20 protein-coding genes are annotated in these 20,704 nt (G+C 72.8%); 12 read left to right on the forward strand and 8 right to left on the reverse strand.

Annotated elements, in window-relative coordinates:
- Positions 1–50 precede the first annotated feature (50 nt).
- Both H9640_RS16530 and H9640_RS16535 read left to right on the forward strand, forming a co-directional pair.
- The gene (locus H9640_RS16530) at positions 51–677 is read left to right on the forward strand and encodes a hypothetical protein (protein WP_191791867.1); all 627 of its coding nucleotides are present in this window, start codon (positions 51–53) and stop codon (positions 675–677) included.
- A gap of 42 nt (positions 678–719) precedes the next feature.
- Positions 720–1,799: a fatty acid desaturase family protein gene (locus H9640_RS16535; protein ID WP_191791868.1), complete on the forward strand. Its 1,080-nt coding sequence runs from the start codon at positions 720–722 to the stop codon at positions 1,797–1,799.
- A gap of 68 nt (positions 1,800–1,867) precedes the next feature.
- On the opposite strand, the gene H9640_RS16540 is transcribed toward H9640_RS16535, so the two are convergent.
- The 5 genes from H9640_RS16540 to H9640_RS16560 form a co-directional block, all read right to left on the reverse strand.
- On the reverse strand, positions 1,868–2,533 hold the full coding sequence (locus tag H9640_RS16540) for a response regulator (protein ID WP_191791869.1): 666 nt from the start codon (positions 2,531–2,533) through the stop codon (positions 1,868–1,870).
- Positions 2,530–3,741 carry a sensor histidine kinase gene (locus H9640_RS19775; protein ID WP_191791870.1) on the reverse strand — a complete coding sequence of 404 codons (1,212 nt, stop codon included), beginning with the start codon at positions 3,739–3,741 and terminating at the stop codon, positions 2,530–2,532. Before H9640_RS19775 ends, H9640_RS16540 begins: the two co-directional genes overlap by 4 nt.
- A 7-nt stretch (positions 3,742–3,748) precedes the next feature.
- Complete coding sequence (locus tag H9640_RS16550; protein ID WP_191791871.1) at positions 3,749–4,336, reverse strand: hypothetical protein; 588 nt, start codon at positions 4,334–4,336, stop codon at positions 3,749–3,751.
- A 202-nt stretch (positions 4,337–4,538) separates the two neighbouring features.
- A complete protein-coding gene (locus tag H9640_RS16555) occupies positions 4,539–4,877 on the reverse strand; it encodes a nuclear transport factor 2 family protein (RefSeq protein ID WP_191791872.1) in 339 nt (112 codons plus the stop codon).
- 41 nt (positions 4,878–4,918) lie between these two features.
- On the reverse strand, positions 4,919–5,686 hold the full coding sequence (locus tag H9640_RS16560; RefSeq protein WP_191791873.1) for an SDR family NAD(P)-dependent oxidoreductase: 768 nt from the start codon (positions 5,684–5,686) through the stop codon (positions 4,919–4,921).
- Positions 5,687–5,777: 91 nt separating this feature from the next.
- On the opposite strand from H9640_RS16560, the gene H9640_RS16565 reads away from it, so the two are divergent.
- Together H9640_RS16565 and H9640_RS16570 are read left to right on the forward strand one after the other, a co-directional pair.
- A complete protein-coding gene (locus tag H9640_RS16565; protein WP_191791874.1) occupies positions 5,778–6,782 on the forward strand; it encodes a C-terminal binding protein in 1,005 nt (334 codons plus the stop codon).
- A 41-nt stretch (positions 6,783–6,823) separates the two neighbouring features.
- Entirely contained in the window at positions 6,824–7,681 is an 858-nt protein-coding gene (locus tag H9640_RS16570) for a fumarylacetoacetate hydrolase family protein (protein ID WP_191791875.1), read from the forward strand.
- Between the two features lie 82 nt (positions 7,682–7,763).
- Here H9640_RS16570 and H9640_RS16575 read toward each other — a convergent pair whose 3' ends face one another.
- Entirely contained in the window at positions 7,764–8,633 is an 870-nt protein-coding gene (locus H9640_RS16575) for an SMP-30/gluconolactonase/LRE family protein (protein WP_191791876.1), read from the reverse strand.
- Between the two features lie 186 nt (positions 8,634–8,819).
- Here H9640_RS16575 and trpS point away from each other — a divergent pair, with 186 nt between their 5' ends.
- The gene (trpS, locus tag H9640_RS16580; RefSeq protein ID WP_191791877.1) at positions 8,820–9,962 is read left to right on the forward strand and encodes a tryptophan--tRNA ligase; all 1,143 of its coding nucleotides are present in this window, start codon (positions 8,820–8,822) and stop codon (positions 9,960–9,962) included.
- A gap of 108 nt (positions 9,963–10,070) precedes the next feature.
- Here trpS and H9640_RS16585 read toward each other — a convergent pair whose 3' ends face one another.
- Positions 10,071–11,993, reverse strand: coding sequence for a phosphoenolpyruvate carboxykinase (GTP) (locus H9640_RS16585; protein ID WP_191791878.1), 1,923 nt, complete (start codon positions 11,991–11,993; stop codon positions 10,071–10,073).
- A 138-nt stretch (positions 11,994–12,131) separates the two neighbouring features.
- Here H9640_RS16585 and H9640_RS16590 point away from each other — a divergent pair, with 138 nt between their 5' ends.
- Positions 12,132–13,625 (forward strand): XRE family transcriptional regulator, encoded by a 1,494-nt coding sequence (locus H9640_RS16590; protein ID WP_191791879.1) that lies wholly within the window; start codon positions 12,132–12,134, stop codon positions 13,623–13,625.
- Here the strand turns inward: H9640_RS16590 and H9640_RS16595 are convergent.
- Positions 13,586–14,725: a hypothetical protein gene (locus H9640_RS16595; protein ID WP_191791880.1), complete on the reverse strand. Its 1,140-nt coding sequence runs from the start codon at positions 14,723–14,725 to the stop codon at positions 13,586–13,588. The two genes, H9640_RS16590 and H9640_RS16595, sit on opposite strands and share 40 nt — an antisense overlap.
- A 163-nt stretch (positions 14,726–14,888) precedes the next feature.
- On the opposite strand from H9640_RS16595, the gene H9640_RS16600 reads away from it, so the two are divergent.
- From H9640_RS16600 to H9640_RS16625, 6 genes are all read left to right on the forward strand, one after another.
- Complete coding sequence (locus H9640_RS16600) at positions 14,889–16,163, forward strand: hypothetical protein (protein ID WP_191791881.1); 1,275 nt, start codon at positions 14,889–14,891, stop codon at positions 16,161–16,163.
- Positions 16,164–16,258: 95 nt separating this feature from the next.
- Positions 16,259–16,480 carry a hypothetical protein gene (locus H9640_RS16605; protein WP_191791882.1) on the forward strand — a complete coding sequence of 74 codons (222 nt, stop codon included), beginning with the start codon at positions 16,259–16,261 and terminating at the stop codon, positions 16,478–16,480.
- Positions 16,477–16,749 (forward strand): DUF7455 domain-containing protein, encoded by a 273-nt coding sequence (locus H9640_RS16610; RefSeq protein WP_191791883.1) that lies wholly within the window; start codon positions 16,477–16,479, stop codon positions 16,747–16,749. Before H9640_RS16605 ends, H9640_RS16610 begins: the two co-directional genes overlap by 4 nt.
- A gap of 187 nt (positions 16,750–16,936) precedes the next feature.
- Complete coding sequence (locus H9640_RS16615) at positions 16,937–19,225, forward strand: chemotaxis protein CheA (RefSeq protein WP_225227379.1); 2,289 nt, start codon at positions 16,937–16,939, stop codon at positions 19,223–19,225.
- Positions 19,222–19,632 (forward strand): chemotaxis protein CheW, encoded by a 411-nt coding sequence (locus tag H9640_RS16620; RefSeq protein WP_191791885.1) that lies wholly within the window; start codon positions 19,222–19,224, stop codon positions 19,630–19,632. Before H9640_RS16615 ends, H9640_RS16620 begins: the two co-directional genes overlap by 4 nt.
- Positions 19,633–19,742: 110 nt before the next feature.
- A partial coding sequence (locus H9640_RS16625) for a HAMP domain-containing protein (protein ID WP_191791886.1) occupies positions 19,743–20,704 on the forward strand: 962 nt, incomplete at its 3' end.

The raw sequence follows: 20,704 nt of genomic DNA on the forward strand, positions 1-20,704 counted from the left end.
TGCACGTCGGCGCGCCCGGCGCGCTGCCGGATCGGGCGTAGCGTCGAAGCATGTCCGGAAACGACACGCACGGACCGGCTGGAACCCTCCGCAGCGGGGGACGGGGCGCGCTCGCGGAGCCGCCCGGTGCGGCCGCGTGGAGCCCTCTCGAGGAGGTCGCCCCGGCCGACGAGGACGACGCGACCCGGGACTGGGACAACGAGGGCGGGCACGAGCGCGGGCACGTCGCCCACCACCCGCCGGCCTCCGACCGGGAGACCGCGCGGCCGCCCGACGCCTTGTGGCTGACCGGGGTCCTGGCGACGGCGCTGCCCCCCGAGATCGGCACGCCTCACGAGCCCGTCACGTACACCGTCCCGGCGGTCTTCTCCCGGCGGGTCACCCGCGAGGAGCAGGACGTGATCGAGGGAGACGCGGTCCGGCATCGCCTCGCGGACGCCGGCTTCGAGGACGTCGAGCTGAGGGTCTCGGACCGTCGGCTGCTCATCGAGCACACGAGTCTCGCAGCGCTGAGAGGAGGCCTCGCGCACGAGATCGCGCAGACCCTGCGTGACCTCGGCCGGGACCTCGTCGCCGAGCACGACCGCCTGGCGGCCGAGATCGCGGAGCTGCAGAAGGAGGAGGACCGGCGCGCCGCCGCCGTCCTCGTCGAGGCGGAGCAGATCCGCTTCGAGTGACCGACAGCGGTCGTCGAGCGGCCGTCGAGTGATGAGGACCCCATGGACACCGTGCCGAGCGACCCCCCGGGAGCGCGGCCTGCCGCCCGCCGGGTGACGAACGAGTACTCGGCGCTGGCCCGGCTCGTCCGGGAGACGGGCCTGCTCCGCCGCCGCTACGGGTACTACTGGACGCGGCTCGTCCTCGCGGTGCTGGCCTTCGGGGGGGTCTGGGTCGCGGTCGCGTTCGTCGGGAACTCGTGGTGGCAGCTCGTCCTGGCGGCCGCGATGGCCGTGGTCGTGACGCAGATCGCGTTCCTGGGGCACGACAGCGCGCACCGGCAGATCTTCCGGTCCAGGGCTTGGAACGACTGGACGGCCCGCGTGCTCGCGGGCGGGTTCGTCGGCCTGAGCTACGGCTGGTGGCGGACCAAGCACGAGCAGCACCACTCGGCCCCCAACCAGGAGGGCCAGGACCCCGACATCTCGCCCGGCGTCATCGCGTTCACCCCTACGGCCCTGGCGGCGAGGACGGGGTGGCGGTCGTGGTTCGCCCACCACCAGGGGTGGTTCTTCTTCCCCCTGCTGACTCTCGAAGGCCTGAACCTGCACGTCGCGAGCGTGCGGACCGTGCTGCGCAGGGGATCGGTGCCCCACCGTGGGGTCGAGGCGCCCCTGGTGCTCGGAAGGCTCGCCGTGTACGTGGGGGTGCTCGCGCTGCTCCTGCCTCCGGGGAAGGCCGCGGCCTTCCTGGGGGTGCAGCTCGCCGTGTTCGGGGTGCTGCTCGGCGGGTCCTTCGCCCCGAACCACAAGGGCATGCCGATCGTGCCACCGGACCTGACGCTGGACTTCCTGCGGCGCCAGGTCCTCATGTCGCGCAACGTGCGCGGCGGGTACGCGGTCGATGCGGTGATGGGGGGCCTCAACTACCAGATCGAGCACCATCTCTTCCCGAGCATGCCGCGGCCCAACCTCAGGAAGGTGCGACCGATCGTGCACTCCTACTGCGAGGACGTGGGGGTGCCGTACACCGAGGTGGGGCTGTTCCGGTCGTACGGGATCGTCGTGCGGTACCTCAACCGCGTGGGCCTGCGGGCGCAGGAGCCGTTCACGTGCCCGCTCGCGGCGTCGCTGGGGAGGTAGTGCGCCTCCTCGTCGCGCCTGCCGGACGCCGGGGTCGTCATCGTGCGGGGCGCCGGGGACGCACCGTGCTACGAGCGCACGAGCGTGATCGCCTGCGCCCGGTCGCGTACCCCGAGCTTCGCGAAGATCGCGTTGATGTGGGTCTTGACGGTCGTCATACCGACGACGAGCCGCTCGGCGATCTCGGTGTTGCTCAACCCCTGCCCCACCAGCTCCAGGACCTCGCGCTCCCGGGCGGTCAGGGCGGGGAACCGCCGGGACAGCGGCAGCGGGGCGGGTGTGGCCGAGACGGTCCCCACGTGACGCCCGGTCAGCGACCCGACGAGCACCTCGCTGACCGCGGGCGCCAGGAGCGTCTGACCGAGCGCGACCGTGCGGATCGCGTGCGCGACCTCGGCCCGTCCGGCGTCCTTGGTCAGGTAGCCGCGGGCCCCGGCACGCAGCGCGCCGAGGATCGACTCGTCGTCGGCATGGGTCGTCAGGACGAGGACGGCGGTGGCCGGGTGCTCGGCGAGGATCCGGGTCGTGGCCTCGACCCCGTCGACCCCCGGCATGCGCAGGTCCATGAGGATCACGTCGGGGTGCAGGCTCGCGGCGAGCCGCACGGCCTGCCCGCCGTCGGAGGCCTCGCCGACCACCTCGAAGTCGGGGACGAGCGACAGGACCGTCACCAGGCCGTCCCGCACGATCGCCTGGTCGTCGACGACCAGGAGCCGGATGCGTTCGCCGGTCATCGCAGGGACACGGCGACCGTGACGGTGAACGTCTCGGCGTCGTCGTCGACGAGGACGTCACCGCCGAGCGGGAGGGCGGCGACGCGGGCGCGCATCCCTGCCAGTCCGTGACCGGCCCCCGTCCCGGCGAGGGAGGGGTGGGGGCCCGGCGCGCGGGGAGTGGTGAGCGTGAGGAGCACGCGAGCATCGTCCCAGACGATCGTCGCCCGGACCGGCATCCCGGGGGCGTGCTTGCGCGCGTTGCTGAGCCCCTCCTGCAGCGCCCGGCGGAGCGCGGCCGACTGGCGCTCGTCGAGGGTGCGAGGATCGCCCGACTCGACCAGGCTCACCGTGCCGCCGAGCTCTCGGTGGTCGGCGAGGAGCGCGGCGAGGTCGTCCTCGGGAGGGGCGAGGGTGCTGACGACGGAACGCGCCTCCCGCAGGCCCGACGCGGCCAGCCGTCGTCCGGCCGAGACGCGGGACGTCGCTCCGGCCACGTCCCCCACCTCGAGCAGCGCCTCGATCGCGTCGAGCTGGACGACGAGAACCCCCAGGCTGTGCGCCAGGACGTCGTGGATGTCGCGAGCGATCCGGGCGCGCTCCTCGAGGGCTGCGGAGCGGACGCGGTCGTGCGCGGCGACGAGCCGCTCGGCCGCGAGGAGCTGGGCTCCGGCGGTCGCGAGGCGCGACTGTCGACGGCTGAACCCGAGCGTCGCCGCGAGCACGAAGATCGCGACCATCCCGAGCACGAGCACCGCGGGGAAGTCGCCGTGGACGACCAGGAACGGTCCCTGGAGTGCGACGGCCGTCGCGGCGAGCCCGATCCCGTAGCCCAGAGGGCGGGCGGGTCGGCCGATCGCCATGACGACGGCCGCGAAGGCGGGGGCGATCGTGAGGCCGCCCGTGGGCACCACGACGAGCGCGCCGCAGACCGTCATCACGACCTCGGCCGCCGTGACGACGCCGACGCGCCGCAGCGGGACGAGCACACGGACGACCCAGGCGGTCACCGCGGCCAGCCCCAGCCACAGGACGAGGGAGGGGAGGGGCTGAGCGGGGGGCCGCACGAGCTGGGTCACGAGCACGTAGGCGACCACCGCGGCGCCGGCCAGGCTCAGGATCTGCCCGGTCCGGCTGTGCCCGGTGTCGGCCGCGAGGACCTGCTGCCGCAGGGTGGTCTCACCACGGGGCGTCACGGGGATGTCCTCGGCGAGGGTGGGCGTGCTCACCCGACCATCATGCGACCTGCGCGGGAGTGCGCAGGCCCGCACCCCGAGCGGCGGACGCACCGTGCTCGCGTTCGACGCGCCCTGCCCGTGCGCTCACGACCAGGACACGGGCGGCTCGGTTGGCCGCGAGGAGCAGCAGGATCACGCCGGCCGAGGCCGCGAGGTGCGCGCCGGCGGCGCCTGCGAGGATGCCGGTCACGAGGCGTGCGACGACGAGCGCGATCCACAGTGCCAGCGCCGCCCAGCCGGCGCGGGCCTCGAGCGTCGCCCCCGCGGCGACCGCGCGGGCCCGACGGCGGGCCGCCACCCCCGGGGCAGGTGCGGCGGCCACGTCGATCGCCCGGAACGAGGTCATCACCCCGATCAGGGCGCCGACGCCGACCGAGACCACGAGCTCGCTCGTGACCACGACCAGGTCGAGCGCGGTCGGTCGGACGGTGATCGCGGACGAGAGCGCCAGCAGCCCGACCGCACCCAGGACCGCGGGGAGCGTCCACATGCGCGCCGAGACCGCACGCCAGGTCGTCTGGCGGTAGCCGAGCCAGCAGAGGACGGCGACGGCGATCAGTGCGGGCTCGAGGTTCTCGGGGTTCACGGTGGGCTCCTGGGGCGAGGCGGGACGACGTCGTCAGCCTGCCCGGTCGGTGCTCGGCCGCACACGGCCCGTGGGTGGAGATCCGGGTGGAGATCCCGGCCGTGGCCGGGTGGAGACGCAGCCTGCGCAGGGTGCGTCCGGGCAGAGCGAAGCCCGGCCGATCAAGGGGGGTGACCGACCGGGCTCCGCGTTCGTGGGGGCGTCAGGCCTTGAGCATGCTCGCCCGGGTGATGACGCCGTCCTGGACCTCGAAGGTGGCGATGGTCTCGCCCGACCCGTTCGAGGTCGACACGATCTCGCGTGCGACCACCCATCGCTCACCGTACGCCACCGAGGCATCGATTGTGCAATGCACATCGCCCGTTGCAAGGCGGGGGCCGTAGAAGGCGCGCAGCGCGTCCTTGCCGACGATCGGCTCGGGTGTCACGCCGACGACCACGACGTCCTGCGCGTAGGTCGCGACGAAGCGCTCGAGGTCGTGCGCGTTGAACGCGTCGACCTGCTCGGTGACCACGGCGTGGGCGGTCGGGTGCTGCGGCATGGGAGTCCTCGTCTCGTGGGGGGGTCGTGCGGGCCGGTCGGTCAGTCGATGCGGACGCCGCCGTTGATGTCGTACGTGGCGCCCGTGACGAACCCGGCCCGCGGGGAGGCGAGGGACGCGATGACCCAGGCGACGTCGTCGGGCGTGCCGAACTTCCCCAGCGGGATCGAGGACGTGAGGGCCTCGCGGCCCGCGTCGTCGAGCTGGTTCGTGATGTTGCTCGTGACCGGGCCGGGCGTGACCGCGTTCGCGCGGATGCCCTCGGCGGCCAGGAGGCGCGCGAAGCTCCGCGTGATCGCGAGGAGCGCGCCCTTGCTCGCGGCGTAGTGGACGCCGGTCTTGAGCGCGCCCTGCTGGCCCGCGATCGAGGCGACGTTGACGATGCTGCGGTCGACCGGCTCCTCGCCCTCGGGGGCGGCGGCCGCCCGCAGGAGGGGGAGCGCGGCCCGCGAGAGGACGAAGGTGCCGCGCGCGTTGGTCTCCATGACGGCGTCCCACTCGTCGAGCTCGATGTCGTCGAGCGCGCGGTAGGGGCACATGCCGCCGTTGTTGACCAGGACGTGGAGCCTGCCCCAGCGTCGGGTGACCTGTGTGACGAGCCTGTCGACGGACGTGACGTCGCGCAGGTCGAGGCGCGAGACGTGGCAGCTCGCGCCCAGCTCGGTCGCGAGGTCCGCGGTGGTGCGGGCCCCGAGCTCGTCGTGGGCGTAGGTGAGCCAGAGGTCGTATCCGTCACGGGCGAGCTGGAGGGCGGTCGCGGAACCGATCCCGGAGCTGGCGCCCGTGATCAGCGCAAGTCGTCGAGCCATGACGTGAACGCTATAGCAAATTGCGGGGACCGCAAGCGTCCTGTCCAGGGACGCTGGCCGTCAGTTGCTAGATGCTATAGCATTTCGGCTCATGAACCCCGACACCGTCGTCATCACCGACTGCGACCTCCCGGGCACCGCGTGCGAAGACACCGTCACGGCCGCCGGCCTCGGTGTCGTGCGCGGGACGGCCCGCACGGAGGACGACGTCATCGCCCTCGTCCGCGACGCCGCGGCCGCAGGTGCCGCCCCGTCCGCCCTGGTCGTCCAGTGGGCGCCACTCACCGCCCGCGTCCTCGACGAGATCGAGGGCGTGCGCTTCGTCAGCCGCATGGGCATCGGCTACGACATGGTCGACGTCGCCGCCGCGACCGAGCGCGGCATCGCCGTCGCCAACACCCCGACCTACTGCATCGAGGAGGTCGCGTCCCACACCGTCGCGATGGTCCTCGGCCTCAGCCGCGGGCTCGTCGGCTACGACCGTGCCGTGCGTGACGGCGTCTGGGCCGCGACCGCCCCGCGCCCCATGGCCGCGCGCCTGTCCGCGACCACCGTGTCCGTGATCGGCTACGGCCGGATCGGGTCGCTCGTCGCGCGCAGCTGCGCCGCGCTCGGCTACCGCGTCCTGGTCCACGACCCCTTCGTGCCCGACGTCGACGTCGCCGCCGCCGGCTACCTGCCCGTGACCCGTGAGCAGGCCGTGGCCGAGGCCGACGTGCTGAGCCTGCACGCCCCGCTCAGCGAGGCCACCCGCCACCTGCTCGACGCCGCGTCGATCGCGACCATGAAGCCGGGCGCCGTCGTGGTCAACACGTGCCGCGGCCCGCTGATCGACGAGGACGCGCTCGCCGACGCTCTCGAGGCCGGCCACCTCGGGGCCGCGGCCCTCGACGTGTTCTCGCACGAGCCGCTGCCCGCCGACTCGCGCCTGCGCACGCTCGACCAGGTGCTGCTCAGCCCGCACGCCGCGTGGTTCTCGCCCGAGGCCATGGCCGACCTGCCCGTGCACACCGCGCAGAACGCGATCGAGTTCCTCGCGGGCCGTCCCGTCGGCTCGATCGTCAACCCGGGCTACGCGCGCGCCCTGGCACGCTGACGTCCTGTTTCATCCCTGAAGACGACCTCCTGGAGCACCCCGTGCAGCTCATGCGCCTCGGCCTCCCCGGCCACGAACGTCCCGTCGTCCGCACCGCGGACGGCACCACCTACTCGCTCGACTCCTTGACCCGCGACGTCGACGGCGAGTTCCTCGCGGCCGACGGGATCGCGCGCACCCGGGCCGCCCTCGACGCGGGCGAGCTGCCCGTCGTCGCGGACGCCGACGCGCTGCGCGTCGGGGCCCCGGTCGCCCGCCCCACGGCCGTCGTGTGCGTCGGCATGAACTACGCCGCGCACGCCGCCGAGTCCGGCTCCGAGCCGCCGACCGTCCCGATCATCTTCTGGAAGCACTCCAACACCGTGGTCGGCCCCGACGACGACGTCCTGCTCCCCCCGGGCGCGCAGAAGGTCGACTGGGAGGTCGAGCTCGCGATCGTCATCGGGAAGAAGGCCCGCTACCTCGCGTCCCCTGCGGACTCGGCCGCGCACGTCGCCGGGTACACCGTGTCCAACGACGTGTCCGAGCGTGACTACCAGATGGCCGTCTCGGGCGGCCAGTGGTCCAAGGGCAAGAGCTGCGAGACGTTCAACCCGATGGGTCCGGCGCTCGTCCCGGCCGACCAGGTCGACGCCTCGAACCTGCGCCTGCGCTCGTGGGTCAACGGGGAGATCCGCCAGGACTCCTCGACGGCCGACATGATCTTCAACGTCGACTTCCTCGTGTGGCACCTGTCGCAGTACATGGTGCTCGAGCCGGGCGACGTCATCAACACCGGGACGCCCCAGGGCGTCGCGCTCTCGGGGCGCTTCCCCTACCTGGTCGACGGCGACGTCATGGCCGTCGAGATCGAGGGCCTGGGACGCTGCGAGCAGAAGGTCCGTGACGCGGTCGTGTGATCCCGTCCTGCGCCCGCCGAGATGCTGCTCGTGGTCGCCCCGCCCACCACGGCGGCGACCACGAGCAGCATCTCGGCGGGGATCAGCCCGCGAACGGCAGGACCGGCAGGCCCCGCACACCCGGGACGACCCGGAAGACCGACCCCGCGTCGAGCTCGGGCTCGAACGGCTCGCGAATCATGAGCCGTGACGTCGTGATGAACAGCTCGTCGAGGTCCTCGCCGCCAAAGGTGCACGCCGTGACGTGCGAGGCGGGCAGCTCGACCACCGCGGTCAGCGTCCCGTCCGGCGCGTAGCGGTGCACCGCGCTGCCGCCCCACAGCGCGACCCACACGCCCCCCTCGGCATCGACCGTGAGCCCGTCGGGCAGACCGTCCTCGCGCGGGATCTCGACCAGGACCCGCCGGTTCGCGAGGGGCTCGGGCGCTCCCGCGTCGTAGTCGAACACGTCGACCCGGCACGTGAGCGTGTCCACGTAGTAGGCCAGCGTCCCGTCGGGCGAGAAACCCAGCCCGTTCGAGCACGTGACGCCCGACAGCACGAGGCGCGCGGCGCCGTCGGGCTCGACGCGGAACAGGGCGCCCGCGCCCGACCGGTCGTCGAACGGCATGGACCCCGCGTAGAACGCGCCGTCCGGGGTGGTCGAACCGTCGTTGAGACGGACCGTCGGGTCGCTCCACAGCTCGGGGAAGGGACGCACGGGGGAGTCGGGCGCCTCGTCGTCCACGAGCGCGAGCCCCCGCTCCAGCCCGACGACGTAGCCCCCCTGGGAGCGCGGGCGCACCATGGTCGCGTAGTCGCCCACGTGGCGGCGGGTCACCGTGGCGTCGGGCTGGAGGGTCAGGAGGTCGCCGGCCATCATGTCGACGAACCGCAGCCCGCCCCAGGTCGGGGACCACACGGGCCCCTCGCCGTGGTGGGCGACTGGACCGGTGATGTTCTCGGCGCGCATGAGGCTATTGTCCCGGACCGCCGCGGGTGACACGAGGCGTACCCTTGGCCCCATGACAACGCGCAACTGGTGGTGGCTGCCCTCGCAGCCGTGACCAGTCGTGTCCCCGAGCTGCCCTGCGTGCAGCCCGGGTCGGCCCTCCGTCGCCTGCGGCGAACGAGGGCGGCTCCTGACTCCAGGAGCACCATGACCCTCACCAGCGCGGCCACCGCCGCAGCCACCACCCCTGCCCAGGGGACCCGCCCGCCCGAGGCGCGCTCCGCCGTCGGGACCCTCGACGCAGCCCGTGCCCGCAGCCGCGCGGTCGAAGCACGGATCGCCGCCAACCCTGCGGAGTTCCGCGTCCTCACGGGCGAGCGACCGACGGGTGCCCTGCACATCGGGCACTACTTCGGGACCGTCGCCAACCGCGTGCGGCTCCAGCAGGCAGGCGTCGAGGTCTTCCTGATCCTCGCCGACTACCAGGTCATCACCGACCGCGACGAAGCCGGAGACCTGCGCGGGACCGTGCGCGAGATCCTGCTCGACTACCTGGCGGCCGGGATCGACCCGGACCGGACCACGGTCTTCACGCACAGCGCCGTCCCCGCGCTCAACCAGCTCCTGCTGCCGTTCCTGAGCCTCGTGAGCGTCGCCGAGCTCGACCGCAACCCGACCGTCAAGGCCGAGACCGCAGCGACCGGCGGGCGGGCCATGAGCGGACTCATGCTCACCTACCCCGTGCACCAGGCCGCCGACATCCTGTTCTGCCACGCCAACCTCGTGCCCGTCGGGCAGGACCAGCTGCCGCACCTCGAGACGACGCGCACCGTCGCGCGCCGCTTCAACCAGCGGTACGCCGCCGCGAACCCGTACTTCCCGGAGCCCGACGCGCTGCTCGCGCCCTCGCCCACGATCCTCGGGACCGACGGGACCAAGATGAGCAAGAGCCGCGGGAACACGCTGCCGCTCGGGGCGAGCGAGGACGAGACGGCCCGGTGGGTCAAGCGGGCCAAGACCGACGCCGAGCGGGCCATCACCTACGAGCCCGAGACCCGACCCGAGGTCGCGAACCTCCTGACGATCGCGTCGCTGTGCACCGGACGGGCCCCGGAGGAGATCGCCGACGAGGTCGGCAGCGCGGGGGCGGGAAGGCTCAAGGCCCTCGTGACCGAGGCTCTCGTCGAGCACCTGCGGCCGATACGGGCTCGGCGGGCGGCGCTCGCGGCGGGCGACGGTCCCGAGGTGCTCGACATCCTCGCGCGCGGCAACGCACGGGCCAACGAGATCGCGGACCGCACGCTCGACGACGTGCGCGAGCTGATGGGCATGGTCTACCGCCGAGGGTGACGTGGCTGACCGGGTGACGCGAACGCCCGCCGAGGGTGACATCAGATGTCACCCTCGGCGGGCGCGTCGGTCACCCTCGGCGAGGAGGGACTCAGCCGGGTCCGCGGCTCACTCGGCCCCGAGCCGCGACCGCAGACGCGCGAGCTGCGCCCACAGCTGGTCCGGGACCCTGTTGCCGAACGTGTCGAAGAACTCGCTCGTGAGCTCGGTCTCTGCGAGCCAGGAGTCGGCGTCGACCTCGAAGAGCGCCTCCAGGTCGCCCTCCGGCAGGTCCAGCCCGTCGACGTCCAGCGCACCGGGCGCGGGCAGCAGGCCCACGGGGCTCGTGACGGCCCCTGCGTCGGTCCGCAGGCCGCGCGAGCGGTCGACCTGCTGCGCGATCCACTCGACCACGCGAGAGTTCTCCCCGAACCCGGGCCACAGGAACGAGCCCTCCGCGTCCTTGCGGAACCAGTTGACCTGGAAGATCTTGGGCCGCTTCTCCGGGTCGAGGCCCGCTCCCACGCTCAGCCAGTGCGCCCAGTGGTCGGCCATGTTGTAACCGCAGAACGGGAGCATCGCGAACGGGTCGCGGCGCAGCTCGCCCAGAGCGCCCTCGGCGGCCGCGGTGCGCTCCGACGAGATCGTCGCGCCCATGAACACGCCGTGCTCCCAGCTGTACGCCTGCGCGACGAGCGGCACGTTGGTCGCACGTCGACCGCCGAAGACGATCGCGTCGATCGGGACGCCCGCAGGGTCCTCCCAGGTGTCGGCGATCGTCGGGCACTGCGCGGCTGCGACCGTGAAGCGCGAGTTGGGGTGCGCGGCGGGTGTCTCCGCCGCCGGGGTCCAGTCGTTGCCGAGCCAGTCCGTGAGGTGTGCGGGCGCCTCGGGGGTCAGGCCCTCCCACCAGACGTCGCCGTCGTCGGTCAGTGCGACGTTGGTGAAGATGGTGTCGCGGTCGAACGTCGCGACCGCGACGGGGTTGGTGTCGATCCCCGTGCCGGGGGCGACGCCGAAGAACCCGGCCTCGGGGTTGATCGCGCGCAGCGTCCCGTCGGGACCGGGGCGCAGCCACGCGATGTCGTCCCCGATGGTCTCGACCTTCCACCCGGGGACGGTCGGCTGGAGCATCGCGAGGTTCGTCTTGCCGCACGCCGAGGGGAAGGCCGCGGCCAGGTGGTAGGCGCGTCCCTCGGGCGACGTGGCCCGGATGAGCAGCATGTGCTCGGCGAGCCAGCCCTCGTCACGGGCCATGGCCGACGCGATGCGCAGCGCGAAGCACTTCTTGCCGAGCAGCGCGTTGCCGCCGTAGCCGGAACCGAAGGACCAGATCTCGCGGGACTCGGGGAAGTGGGCGATGTACTTGGTGTCGTTGCAGGGCCAGGGCACGTCCTGCGTGACGGCTCCCGAGTCGTCGACGAGCGGCGCGCCCACGCTGTGCACGGCGGGCACGAACGGCGCCCCGGCATCGATCAGGGCGAGCACGTCGCTGCCGACCCGCGTCATGACGCCCATGCTCACGACGACGTAGGGCGAGTCGGTGACCTGGATGCCGACCTGCGAGAGGGGGCCGCCGACGGGGCCCATCGAGAACGGCACGACGTACATCGTGCGACCGCGCATCGACCCGTCGAACACGTCGCGGAGCTCGGCGCGCATGGCGTCGGGCTCGCGCCAGTTGTTGGTGGGGCCGGCGTCGGCCTCGTCGCGCGAGCAGATGAACGTGCGCGACTCGACGCGGGCCACGTCGCTCGGGTTCGAGCGGGCGAGGTAGCTGCCGGGGCGCAGCTCGGGGTTGAGGGGCAGGAGCGTACCGGCGTCGAGCATGAGGTCGACGAGCCGCTGCTTCTCGGCCGCGGAGCCGTCGCACCACACGACCGCGTCGGGCTCGGTGAGCTCCGCGATCTCCCGCACCCAGGCACGCGGGTCGCGGGCGGTGCGGGTACCGGAGCCGAACGCGGCACCGGCCATCGCGGTGCTGAGCACGTCGGGCAGCTCCTCGGTGAGGGCGGCGTGGCGGGTGCGGCGGGGAGGGGCGGTCGCGGTCATGAGGGTCTCCGGTCCTGGGCGGTCGTCGGGTCCACCCGGTGGGTGTCGGTGCTGCTGTTTCCACCCTCGACCCGGAACACCCCGGTTTTCCACCTGGACCGTTGTCAAGAATCGCGGATGTTGACATAGAGTCAAGGAATGGCTGTCGACGAAGACCGCAAGATCCCCACGACCCCCGAGGTCCACACGCCGCCGAGCACCGACCTCATCACGCTCGGTCGCCGGATCCGGTACTTCCGGACCGGTCGCGGGCTCACGCTCGACGCGCTCGGTGCGCAGGTGGGCACCACCGCGAGCCTCCTGTCGCTCATCGAGAACGGCAAGCGTGAACCGCGGCTCTCGCTGCTGCAGGCGCTCGCGGGTGCGCTCGGCGTCGCCGTGGCGGACCTGCTCGCGGACGAACCGCCCTCGCGCCGGGCCGCGCTCGAGATCGAGCTGGACCGGGCCCAGCGCGGCCCGCTGTTCGCGACCCTCGGCCTGCCCGCGGTCAAGGCGTCGCAGAAGCTGCCCCTGCCGGTCCTGGAGAACCTGGTCGGTCTGCACGGCGAGCTGGCCCGTCGCGCGTCGGAGGCCATCGCGACGCCCGAGGAGGCCCGCCGCGCCAACACCGAGCTCCGCCTGGAACGCCAGTCGCGCAACAACTACATCCCCGAGCTCGAGGACCTCGCGGAGGAGATGACGCGCCGCGCGGGGTACACGTCAGGCGCCCTGACGCACCGCACGGTCGCGCGCATGGCCGAACAGCTCGGCTTCACGCTGCTGCACGTCGACGACCTGCCGCACTCGACGCGCACGGTCACGGACCTGCGCAACGGCCGCATCTACCTCCCGCCGGCCTCGATCCCGGGCAGCCACGGGCTGCGCTCGCTCGGCCTCCAGGCGATCGCGCACCGCGTGCTGGGCCACCAGCGCCCGACGTCGTACGCGAACTTCCTGCGCCAGCGCGTCGAGATCACGTACTTCGCAGCGTGCTGCCTCATGCCGCAGTCGGCGGCCGTCGAGTTCCTGGAGCAGCGCAAGAAGGACAAGGACCTCGCGGTCGAGGACTTCCGCGACGCGTTCGGCGTCTCGCACGAGGCCGCGTCCCAGCGCTTCACGAACCTCGCGACCTCCCGCCTGGGCATCCCTGTGCACTTCATGCGCGTCGGTGACGACGGCGCCCTGTACCGGGGCTACGCGAACGACGGCCTGCCGTTCCCGGCGGACGTCACGGGGGCCATCGAGGGGCAGCTCGTGTGCCGTCGGTGGGCCGCGCGCGAGGCGTTCGCGCGCCGCGACCGCGCGACCGAGTCCTACCAGTACACGGACACCCCCGCGGGCACCTTCTGGTGCAGCACCCAGACGGGCACGACGACGACGGGCGAGTTCTCGATCACGGTCGGGGTCCCGTTCTCCTCGGCCAAGTGGTTCCGAGGTCGCGAGACCACCGCGCGCCGTGCCTCGACCTGCCCCGACGAGGCCTGCTGCCGCCGGCCGGCGGCGCAGCTCGCGCGGCACTGGGAGGAGGTCGCCTGGCCCAGCGCGCGCATGCACCAGTACGTCCTGTCGGCGCTGCCGTCAGGGGCGTTCCCCGGGGTGGACGCCTCGGAGGTCTACGCGTTCCTCGAGAAGCACGCGCCGCGCGAGGGCTGACCCTCCACGGGCGGGTGCGTGCCGTCGTCGGGCGGCGTGGTGGTCCGGGTGAGCTCGGCGACCTGACCGAGGACCTCGGCGGTCTCGATCTCGACGCGCAGCCCGATGCGGTCGAGCCCCAGGGCCGCGGCGTCGGCGACCGTGCCGAGCAGCACGCGCAGGTCGGCGACGGCAGCAGAGACGGCCTCGACCGTGGTCGCACGCTCCGCGCGGGCGGTGACGAGCCCGAGGCTCAGGCCCAGGTCGTCGACGACGTCGACGCCCGGTGACAGGAGCGTGGAGGCGGCCCGGGCCAGGGCGCCCACGTGCTGCCCGAGCTCCCGGGCGGGCAGGCGCGCGGACGCGAGATCGGTCACGCGGTCGTCCAGCTCGCGTGCGACGAGGGTCGACGACGCGTCGCGCAGGTCCTCGACGTAGGTGCGGTAGCCCGCGCCCTCGGCGAGGGGGCGCTGCGTCCGGTCGAGGGCCCAGGCCGGGTCGCGGCCCGCGGCCTGCAGGAACACGTCGAGGTCGACGGCGTCGAGGACCTCGTCCGGCTCTCCCGCGAGCCAACGCTCGACCCGGGCGAGGTCGGCAGGGTCGTCGACGTCGAGCCCGACGGTCGAGAGCACGTCGAGCCAGGTCCCGGTGGTCGGGTCGTACAACGGAACAAGGTCCTCGTCGCCGGGGTCGAGCGCCCGGACGTGTCGCCCGTGGTGCGGGTCGTGCAGGAGCACCCACCGCTCGCCGTCGATGGACACCGGGCCGGACTCGGTCATCTCGAGCGCGACGCGGGTCGCCCACTCGTCGTAGGTCTCGCCCCAGGTCTCGCCCGTCATCGGGTCGCGCAGGGTGATCGGTGAGCGGAGGCGTGCGGGCAGCCACAGGAGGGGGTGCCACATCGCGGCCGGCCGCAGGCCGGGCCACCGGCGGTGCCCGGCAGGCACGGTCCACGGCATGGGCAGCGGGCTCGCCGTGAGCGGGGAGAGCAGGAGCTCGCCGTCGTACAGCCCCGTGAAGGCGCGCCACAGGTGCAGCCGCCCCGCCGTGTCGAGAGCCGACGCGGGCAGGAGGAGATGCTCCCCGGGCCCGACGTCGAGCGCTCGGCGCCTGTGCTCCACGTTCGTCCTCTCCTCGCTGACCGTCTGGGCTGCCTATGCCGACGGAGCACGCGCCAGCCTGCGTCGGGCGGAGGCGCGCCCTCGCGGGCGACGTGACGCACATCACATCGCCCGAAGGGCTCGGAGGCCCGATTTTCGCGAGCACGCCGCACACACACGTGCCATGCAGACCATCACCGTCACCGCCGACGTCGACGTCGATGTCACCGCCGCTGCCCGAACGTCCGTCCACGACCGCGCGAGCGACGAGCTCGACCGCACCACCACCGACGTCGCCCGTCGGGTGCGCGCGGGCGACCTCACCGAGCGCGAGGCCCGCATGATCGTCTTCGAAGCGGTGTTCCGCACGGGCATCGTGCGCTCCGAGACCGCGCGCTACTGCCACCGCCACGGGATCGCCCGCTTCCTGCACGACGACATGGTCGACGCCGCCGTGGACTTCTACACCCGCAAGATCCTCGACCTGCCGAGCACCGACGGAGCCGAGGGCGACTCCCGAGGCCGCAACGGCACCAAGTTCTTCGACCTCGAGGTCTTCGCGGGCGGAGCGAGCGCGGCGGGCTCGATCCGTCAGGCGCTCGGCGACTACACCCTCATGCACCGGACGCTGCTGCGGAGCGTGCGGTCCGCGCGCAAGGTCGGGCAGATCGTCTCGACCGACCTCCTCGAGGGCACGATCGACGCCGAAGGGCGCCTCGCGGGCCTCGTGCACGAGCTCCCCGTGGTCCCCGACCTTGCGGTCCAGGTCCTCGACGCGGGCCGCGACGAGGAGATCGACCGCCTCTGCGCCGCGCACGAGAGCGCAGCCACACGCCAGCGCGGCGTGCTGCGCATGCACATCGACGCCGCCGCGATCCGCGACGCGTTCGCCCTGCCGACCCTCGAGCGCCCCCTCGACCCGGACGTCCGGGCACGCATGCTCGCCTGGATCGAGGAGGACGAGGGGCTCGCCCTCCGCTCGGTCCTCGCGCTCGCCGACACGCCGTCGGACCCGCGCATCGCGACCCTCGCCGGCCTGTGGACGACCTACGAGGACGAGCACCTCGAGACGGTCGCCACGCACGAGTACGGGCAGAAGATCGCCCACCTCCTCGTGCGCGACGTCCTCGCGGACCGCGCCCGCCCGGGGCGGCCCGCGCTGTCCCGCACCCGGGTCTCGGTCAAGCAGGCCGTCGCAGGGTGCGGGGTCGACGCGGCCTGGGTCACCGAGCTCACCGCGGTCTTCGTCGAGCACGAGCACGAGGCCCGCTCCGCCTGGGACCCGGACCGCGGCACGGGGGAGTCGACCCGCGACACCGCGCGCTACCTGGACACCCTCGCGGCCGCGGCCGCCCTGTCCGGCCGCCCGCTCGGGCGCACCCCCGACGAGGTGCGCAGCACGCTCGCCGACATCGTCGCCGCGGCCCGCCAGACGACGAGGGTCGCCGAGGCAGGCTGACCGACCCTCGTCGCCAGGCCGCACGACCACCGACGTCGCTGCATAGGAAGCAGGACCGTCGACGCCTCCACCAGAGGCCACGAGAGGAGCACCCCATGGCTGCGACCCCCGCACGCCCCAGACCCAAGACGATCGCCGAACGCTGCGCGCCCCTGACCAAGGAGCTCGCGCGCCGACGAGCGGGCGCCCCTCTCTATCCCGGTGACGTCCACGAGCAGATCGCCTCGCTCGTCGACGAGCTCGTCATCCAGGGCCTGACGCGCGCCGAGGCCGCAGGGCTCGTCAACCGTGCAGCCCAGAAGGCCACGGCGGCATGAACCACCTGCGGCGACCGTGGGAGCCCCCGGACGCCGACCCGCACGACGCGCTCGACCGCTGCGACCAGTGCGACGCGTGCGGCGCGACGGCCTGCGTCCGCGTGACCGTCACCGGCCGGGGCCCGCTCCTCTTCTGCGACCCGCACTACCGCCGGCACGAGAGCGCGATCGTCACGGCCGGCTACGCGGTGCGCGACGAACGACGCAGCCTCGACGACGACATCGCCCTCGCCCTCGCCCTCGCACGAGCGCTCGACAACGCGGCCTGACCCCGAGCGTCGACGGGTCTGCCCGAGGCGCCGGTATCACCCCCACCAACCGCACGAGACGACCGACAGTCACCGACGACAGCCCCGGTGGATGCCAGGGCTGGGGGGACCGGTGTCCCTGACGACAGGTCGCTCCGAGCGACGACGACGATGCCAGCGATGGCGTGGAGGTGCGGGCGTGGACGAGATGGACGAGATCGTCCACGAGTTCTTGGTCGAGTCCTACGAGAACCTCGATCAGCTGGACCAGGACCTCGTGGCGCTGGAGAGCGACCCCTCGTCGCGCGCGCTGCTCAGCAGCATCTTCCGCACCGTGCACACCATCAAGGGGACGAGCGGTTTCCTCGGGTTCGGCAACCTGGAGAAGGTCTCGCACGTCGGCGAGTCGCTGCTGTCCGAGCTGCGCGACGGCGAGCGGGTCATGGACCCCCAGGTGACGGACGTCCTGCTCGCTCTCGTCGACACCCTGCGCGCCATCCTGGCCAAGGTCGAGGCGGGATCCGGCGACGACGTCGACGTCGCGCCGATGGTCGCCCAGATCGTGGCGGTGCAGGACGGGACGACCCCTGCCGAGGTGCCGGCGCCGGTCGCGCCCGTTGCGGTCGATGTCGAGCCCGAGCCCGAGCCCGAAGCACCCGCGGCACCCTCCGTCGTCGAACCCGTCCTCGCGACGGCTCCCGCGGCGCTCGCCACGCCGGAGCCCGTGACGGAGCCCCTGCCTGCCGCGGCACCCGTGCCCGCGACCACGCCCAAGCACGAGGAGATCGAGCTGCCTGGGCGCAACGCGGCCGACGGCTCGATCCGTGTCGACGTGGACCTCCTGGACTCCCTCGTGCGACAGGTCGGCGAGCTCGTGCTCGTGCGCAACCAGTTCGACCGCATCGCCGGCGCGGGCGAGGACCAGGAGACCAAGCGGTCCGCGCAGCGTCTGAGCCTCATCGCCTCCGAGCTGCAGGAGGGTGTCATGCGCACCCGTATGCAGCCCATCGAGCACGTGTGGTCGAAGATGCCGCGCATCGTGCGGGACCTCGCGAAGATGCTGGGGCGCGAGGTGCGCGTCGAGATGACCGGTGGTGACACCGAGCTCGACCGCTCCCTGCTCGAGGCCGTGAAGGACCCCCTGACGCACCTGGTGCGCAACGCCGTCGACCACGGGATCGAGGCCCCTGACCAGCGGCTCGCCGTGGGCAAGGCCTCGCAGGGGCTCGTGTCGTTGCGCGCCTACCACTCGAACGGCCAGGTGGTCGTCGAGATCACCGACGACGGCGCGGGCATCGATCCCGAGAAGGTGGGACGCTCGGCGGTCTCGAAGGGGCTGCGCAGCGCCAACGAGATCGCGGCGATGTCCTCGTCCGAGGTGCTGGACCTCCTGTTCCTCCCCGGCTTCTCGACCGCCGCGAAGGTCACCAACGTCTCCGGCCGCGGCGTCGGCATGGACGTCGTCCGGACCAACATCGAGGCGATCGGCGGATCGGTCGACGTCGAGTCGAGCGTCGGCAAGGGCACGACGTGGCGCATGCGCATCCCGCTCACGCTCGCGATCATGCCCGCGCTCACGGTCACGTGCTGCGGCTCGGTCTACGCGATCCCGCAGGTCAGCCTCCTGGAGCTCGTCGCGCTCGGAGGGCAGGACACCAGGATCGAGCACGTCGGCACCGCCCCGGTGTTCCGGCTGCGCGGGACGCTGCTCCCGCTCGTCTCGCTCGCCGAGGTCCTGGACCTCGCCTCCGAGTCGGCCGGCCGCGTCATCGCCGTCGTCGAGGCCGACGATCAGCGGTTCGGCGTGATCGTCGACCGCGTCCTCAACATGGAGGAGATCGTCGTCAAGGGACTCGCGAGCCGGCTCAAGCAGATCGGCATGTACTCGGGCGCGACGGTGCTCGGCGACGGAGGCGTCGCCCTCATCCTCGACCTCCCCGCGATCGCCCGGCGCGTGCTCAGCACCGAGATCGCGGAGCTCGCCAAGGTGCGTCGGCAGACGACGGTGCAGGCCGCCAAGGCGACGCACCAGGTGCTGGTCGTCGCCGCCGGGGACCGTCGCGTCGCGATCCCGCTGTCCGCGGTCACCCGCCTCGAACGGATCCGCACGGAGCGGATCGAGCAGGTGGGCACCCGCGAGGTGCTGCAGTACCGGGGCGCGCTCGTACCGCTGGTCCGGCTCGACCGGGTGCTCGGCGCCGTGGGCGCCCCGACCGGTGACGAGCTCGACGTCGTCGTGTACACCCGCGGCGGGCGCAGCATCGCGATGGCCGTCTCGGAGATCCTCGACATCGTCGAGGACGACGCCCGGCTGCACAGCGACATCGACGACAACGGGCTGGTCGGTTCGACCGTCCTCGACCAGCGCGTCACCGAGCTGCTCGACGTCCGCAGCGCCGTCCGCGCCGCGGACGCAGGCTTCTTCGACGACGACCATCCTGACGGCCTCGCCGACCGGGCGGCCTTCGACGACGACCTCCTGGCAGGTGTGCGATGAGCACGAGACTCGTGACCTTCACGCTGGGCGACCGGCTCTGCGGGATCCCCGTCGACAGGGTCCAGGAGGTCCTGCCGAGCCGCCCACGCACGCGGGTGCCCCTCGCGCCGGACGACGTCGCGGGCCTCGTCAACCTTCGCGGCCAGGTCGTGCTCACGGTCGACCTCCGACGACGGCTCGGCATGCCCGCGCACGACGGCGAGCAGATGATGGCCGTCGTCTTCGTGGGCGACGAGACCGTGAGCCTGCTCGTCGACCGGATCGGCGACGTGCTCGTGGTCGACGAGGAACAGTTCGAGCTGCCTCCCCAGACCCTGTCCGAGGCGCTGCGCGCCGTGATCCTCGGCACCTACAAGCTCTCCGACCAGCTCCTGCTCGCGCTCGACGTCGACGCCGTGGCGTCGTGAGCCGACTCGTGACGAGTCCCGCGAGCCAGCCCGCCAGCCGGCCCGCGACCAGGCCCGCAGGTCGAGCCAGCACCCCCCTCCCCGTTCATCACACCGCCCAGGAGTCCCCCATGTCCTCGTCCCTGACGCCCCCGACCGTTCGGGCACGCCGCTCCCGATTCGGCGACCTCTCGGTCCGGACCCGGATCATCGTCGCGCTCGGCGTCCTCGTCCTCGTGCTCGTCGCGACCGTCGCCGTCGCCCTGCAGGGCCTGCGCTCGACCCTCGACGACACGGCGACCGTCGCGGACGTGGGCAACACCGCGCTGCGCCTCAATGCTCAGATCGACCACGGTGCCCAGGAGGCCTGGCGGCTGACGTACCAGTACGACCTCGTCGAGGGGTCGGCCCGGTCCGCCGTCGTCGCGCAGATGGACGCGACGGACGCGGACCTCGAGGCGGACATCGCCGCGTACGACACGATGCTGGGGACGATGACCGAGCCGAACTGGGAGGCGTTCAAGACGGCGTGGGCCGACTGGGTCGCCTACCGCGACTCGACCCTCATGCCGGCGGTCGAGGACAAGGCCGTGACGCCGGAGATCCAGTCGCGCAACGACGCTCTCATCGCCGCCCACGTCGCCGCTCTGTCGCGCGCCGGTGACGCGGCGAACGAGTACGCCGCGTCGATCGCCGACGAGGCCACGGAGCACGCGAACCGCACCGTCGCCATGATGGTCGTCCTCGGGCTGGTCGGCCTGGTGATCGCCCTGGTCGTCGCGCTCGTGGTCGCGAACGGGATCCGCCGGTCGGCCGAGAAGGTGCGACGCTCCCTGGTCGCGCTCTCCGAGGGCGACCTGACGGTCCGCGCCGACGTGGACAGCCGGGACGAGATCGGTCAGATGGCCGTGGCTCTCACGACCGCGCAGACGAGCCTGCGGGCCATCATCTCCACGGTCGCCGGCACGGCCCAGGAGGTGGCTGGTGCAGCCGACCGCCTGTCCTACGCGGGCGCCCAGTTCTCGGCGTCGTCGGAGGAGACGGCGGCGCAGTCGGGGGTGGTGGCGGCTGCTGCGGAGCAGGTGTCGCAGAA

The sequence above is a fragment of the Oerskovia gallyi genome (assembly GCF_014836745.1).
In the GTDB taxonomy this organism is placed as follows: Bacteria; Actinomycetota; Actinomycetes; order Actinomycetales; family Cellulomonadaceae; genus Oerskovia; species Oerskovia paurometabola.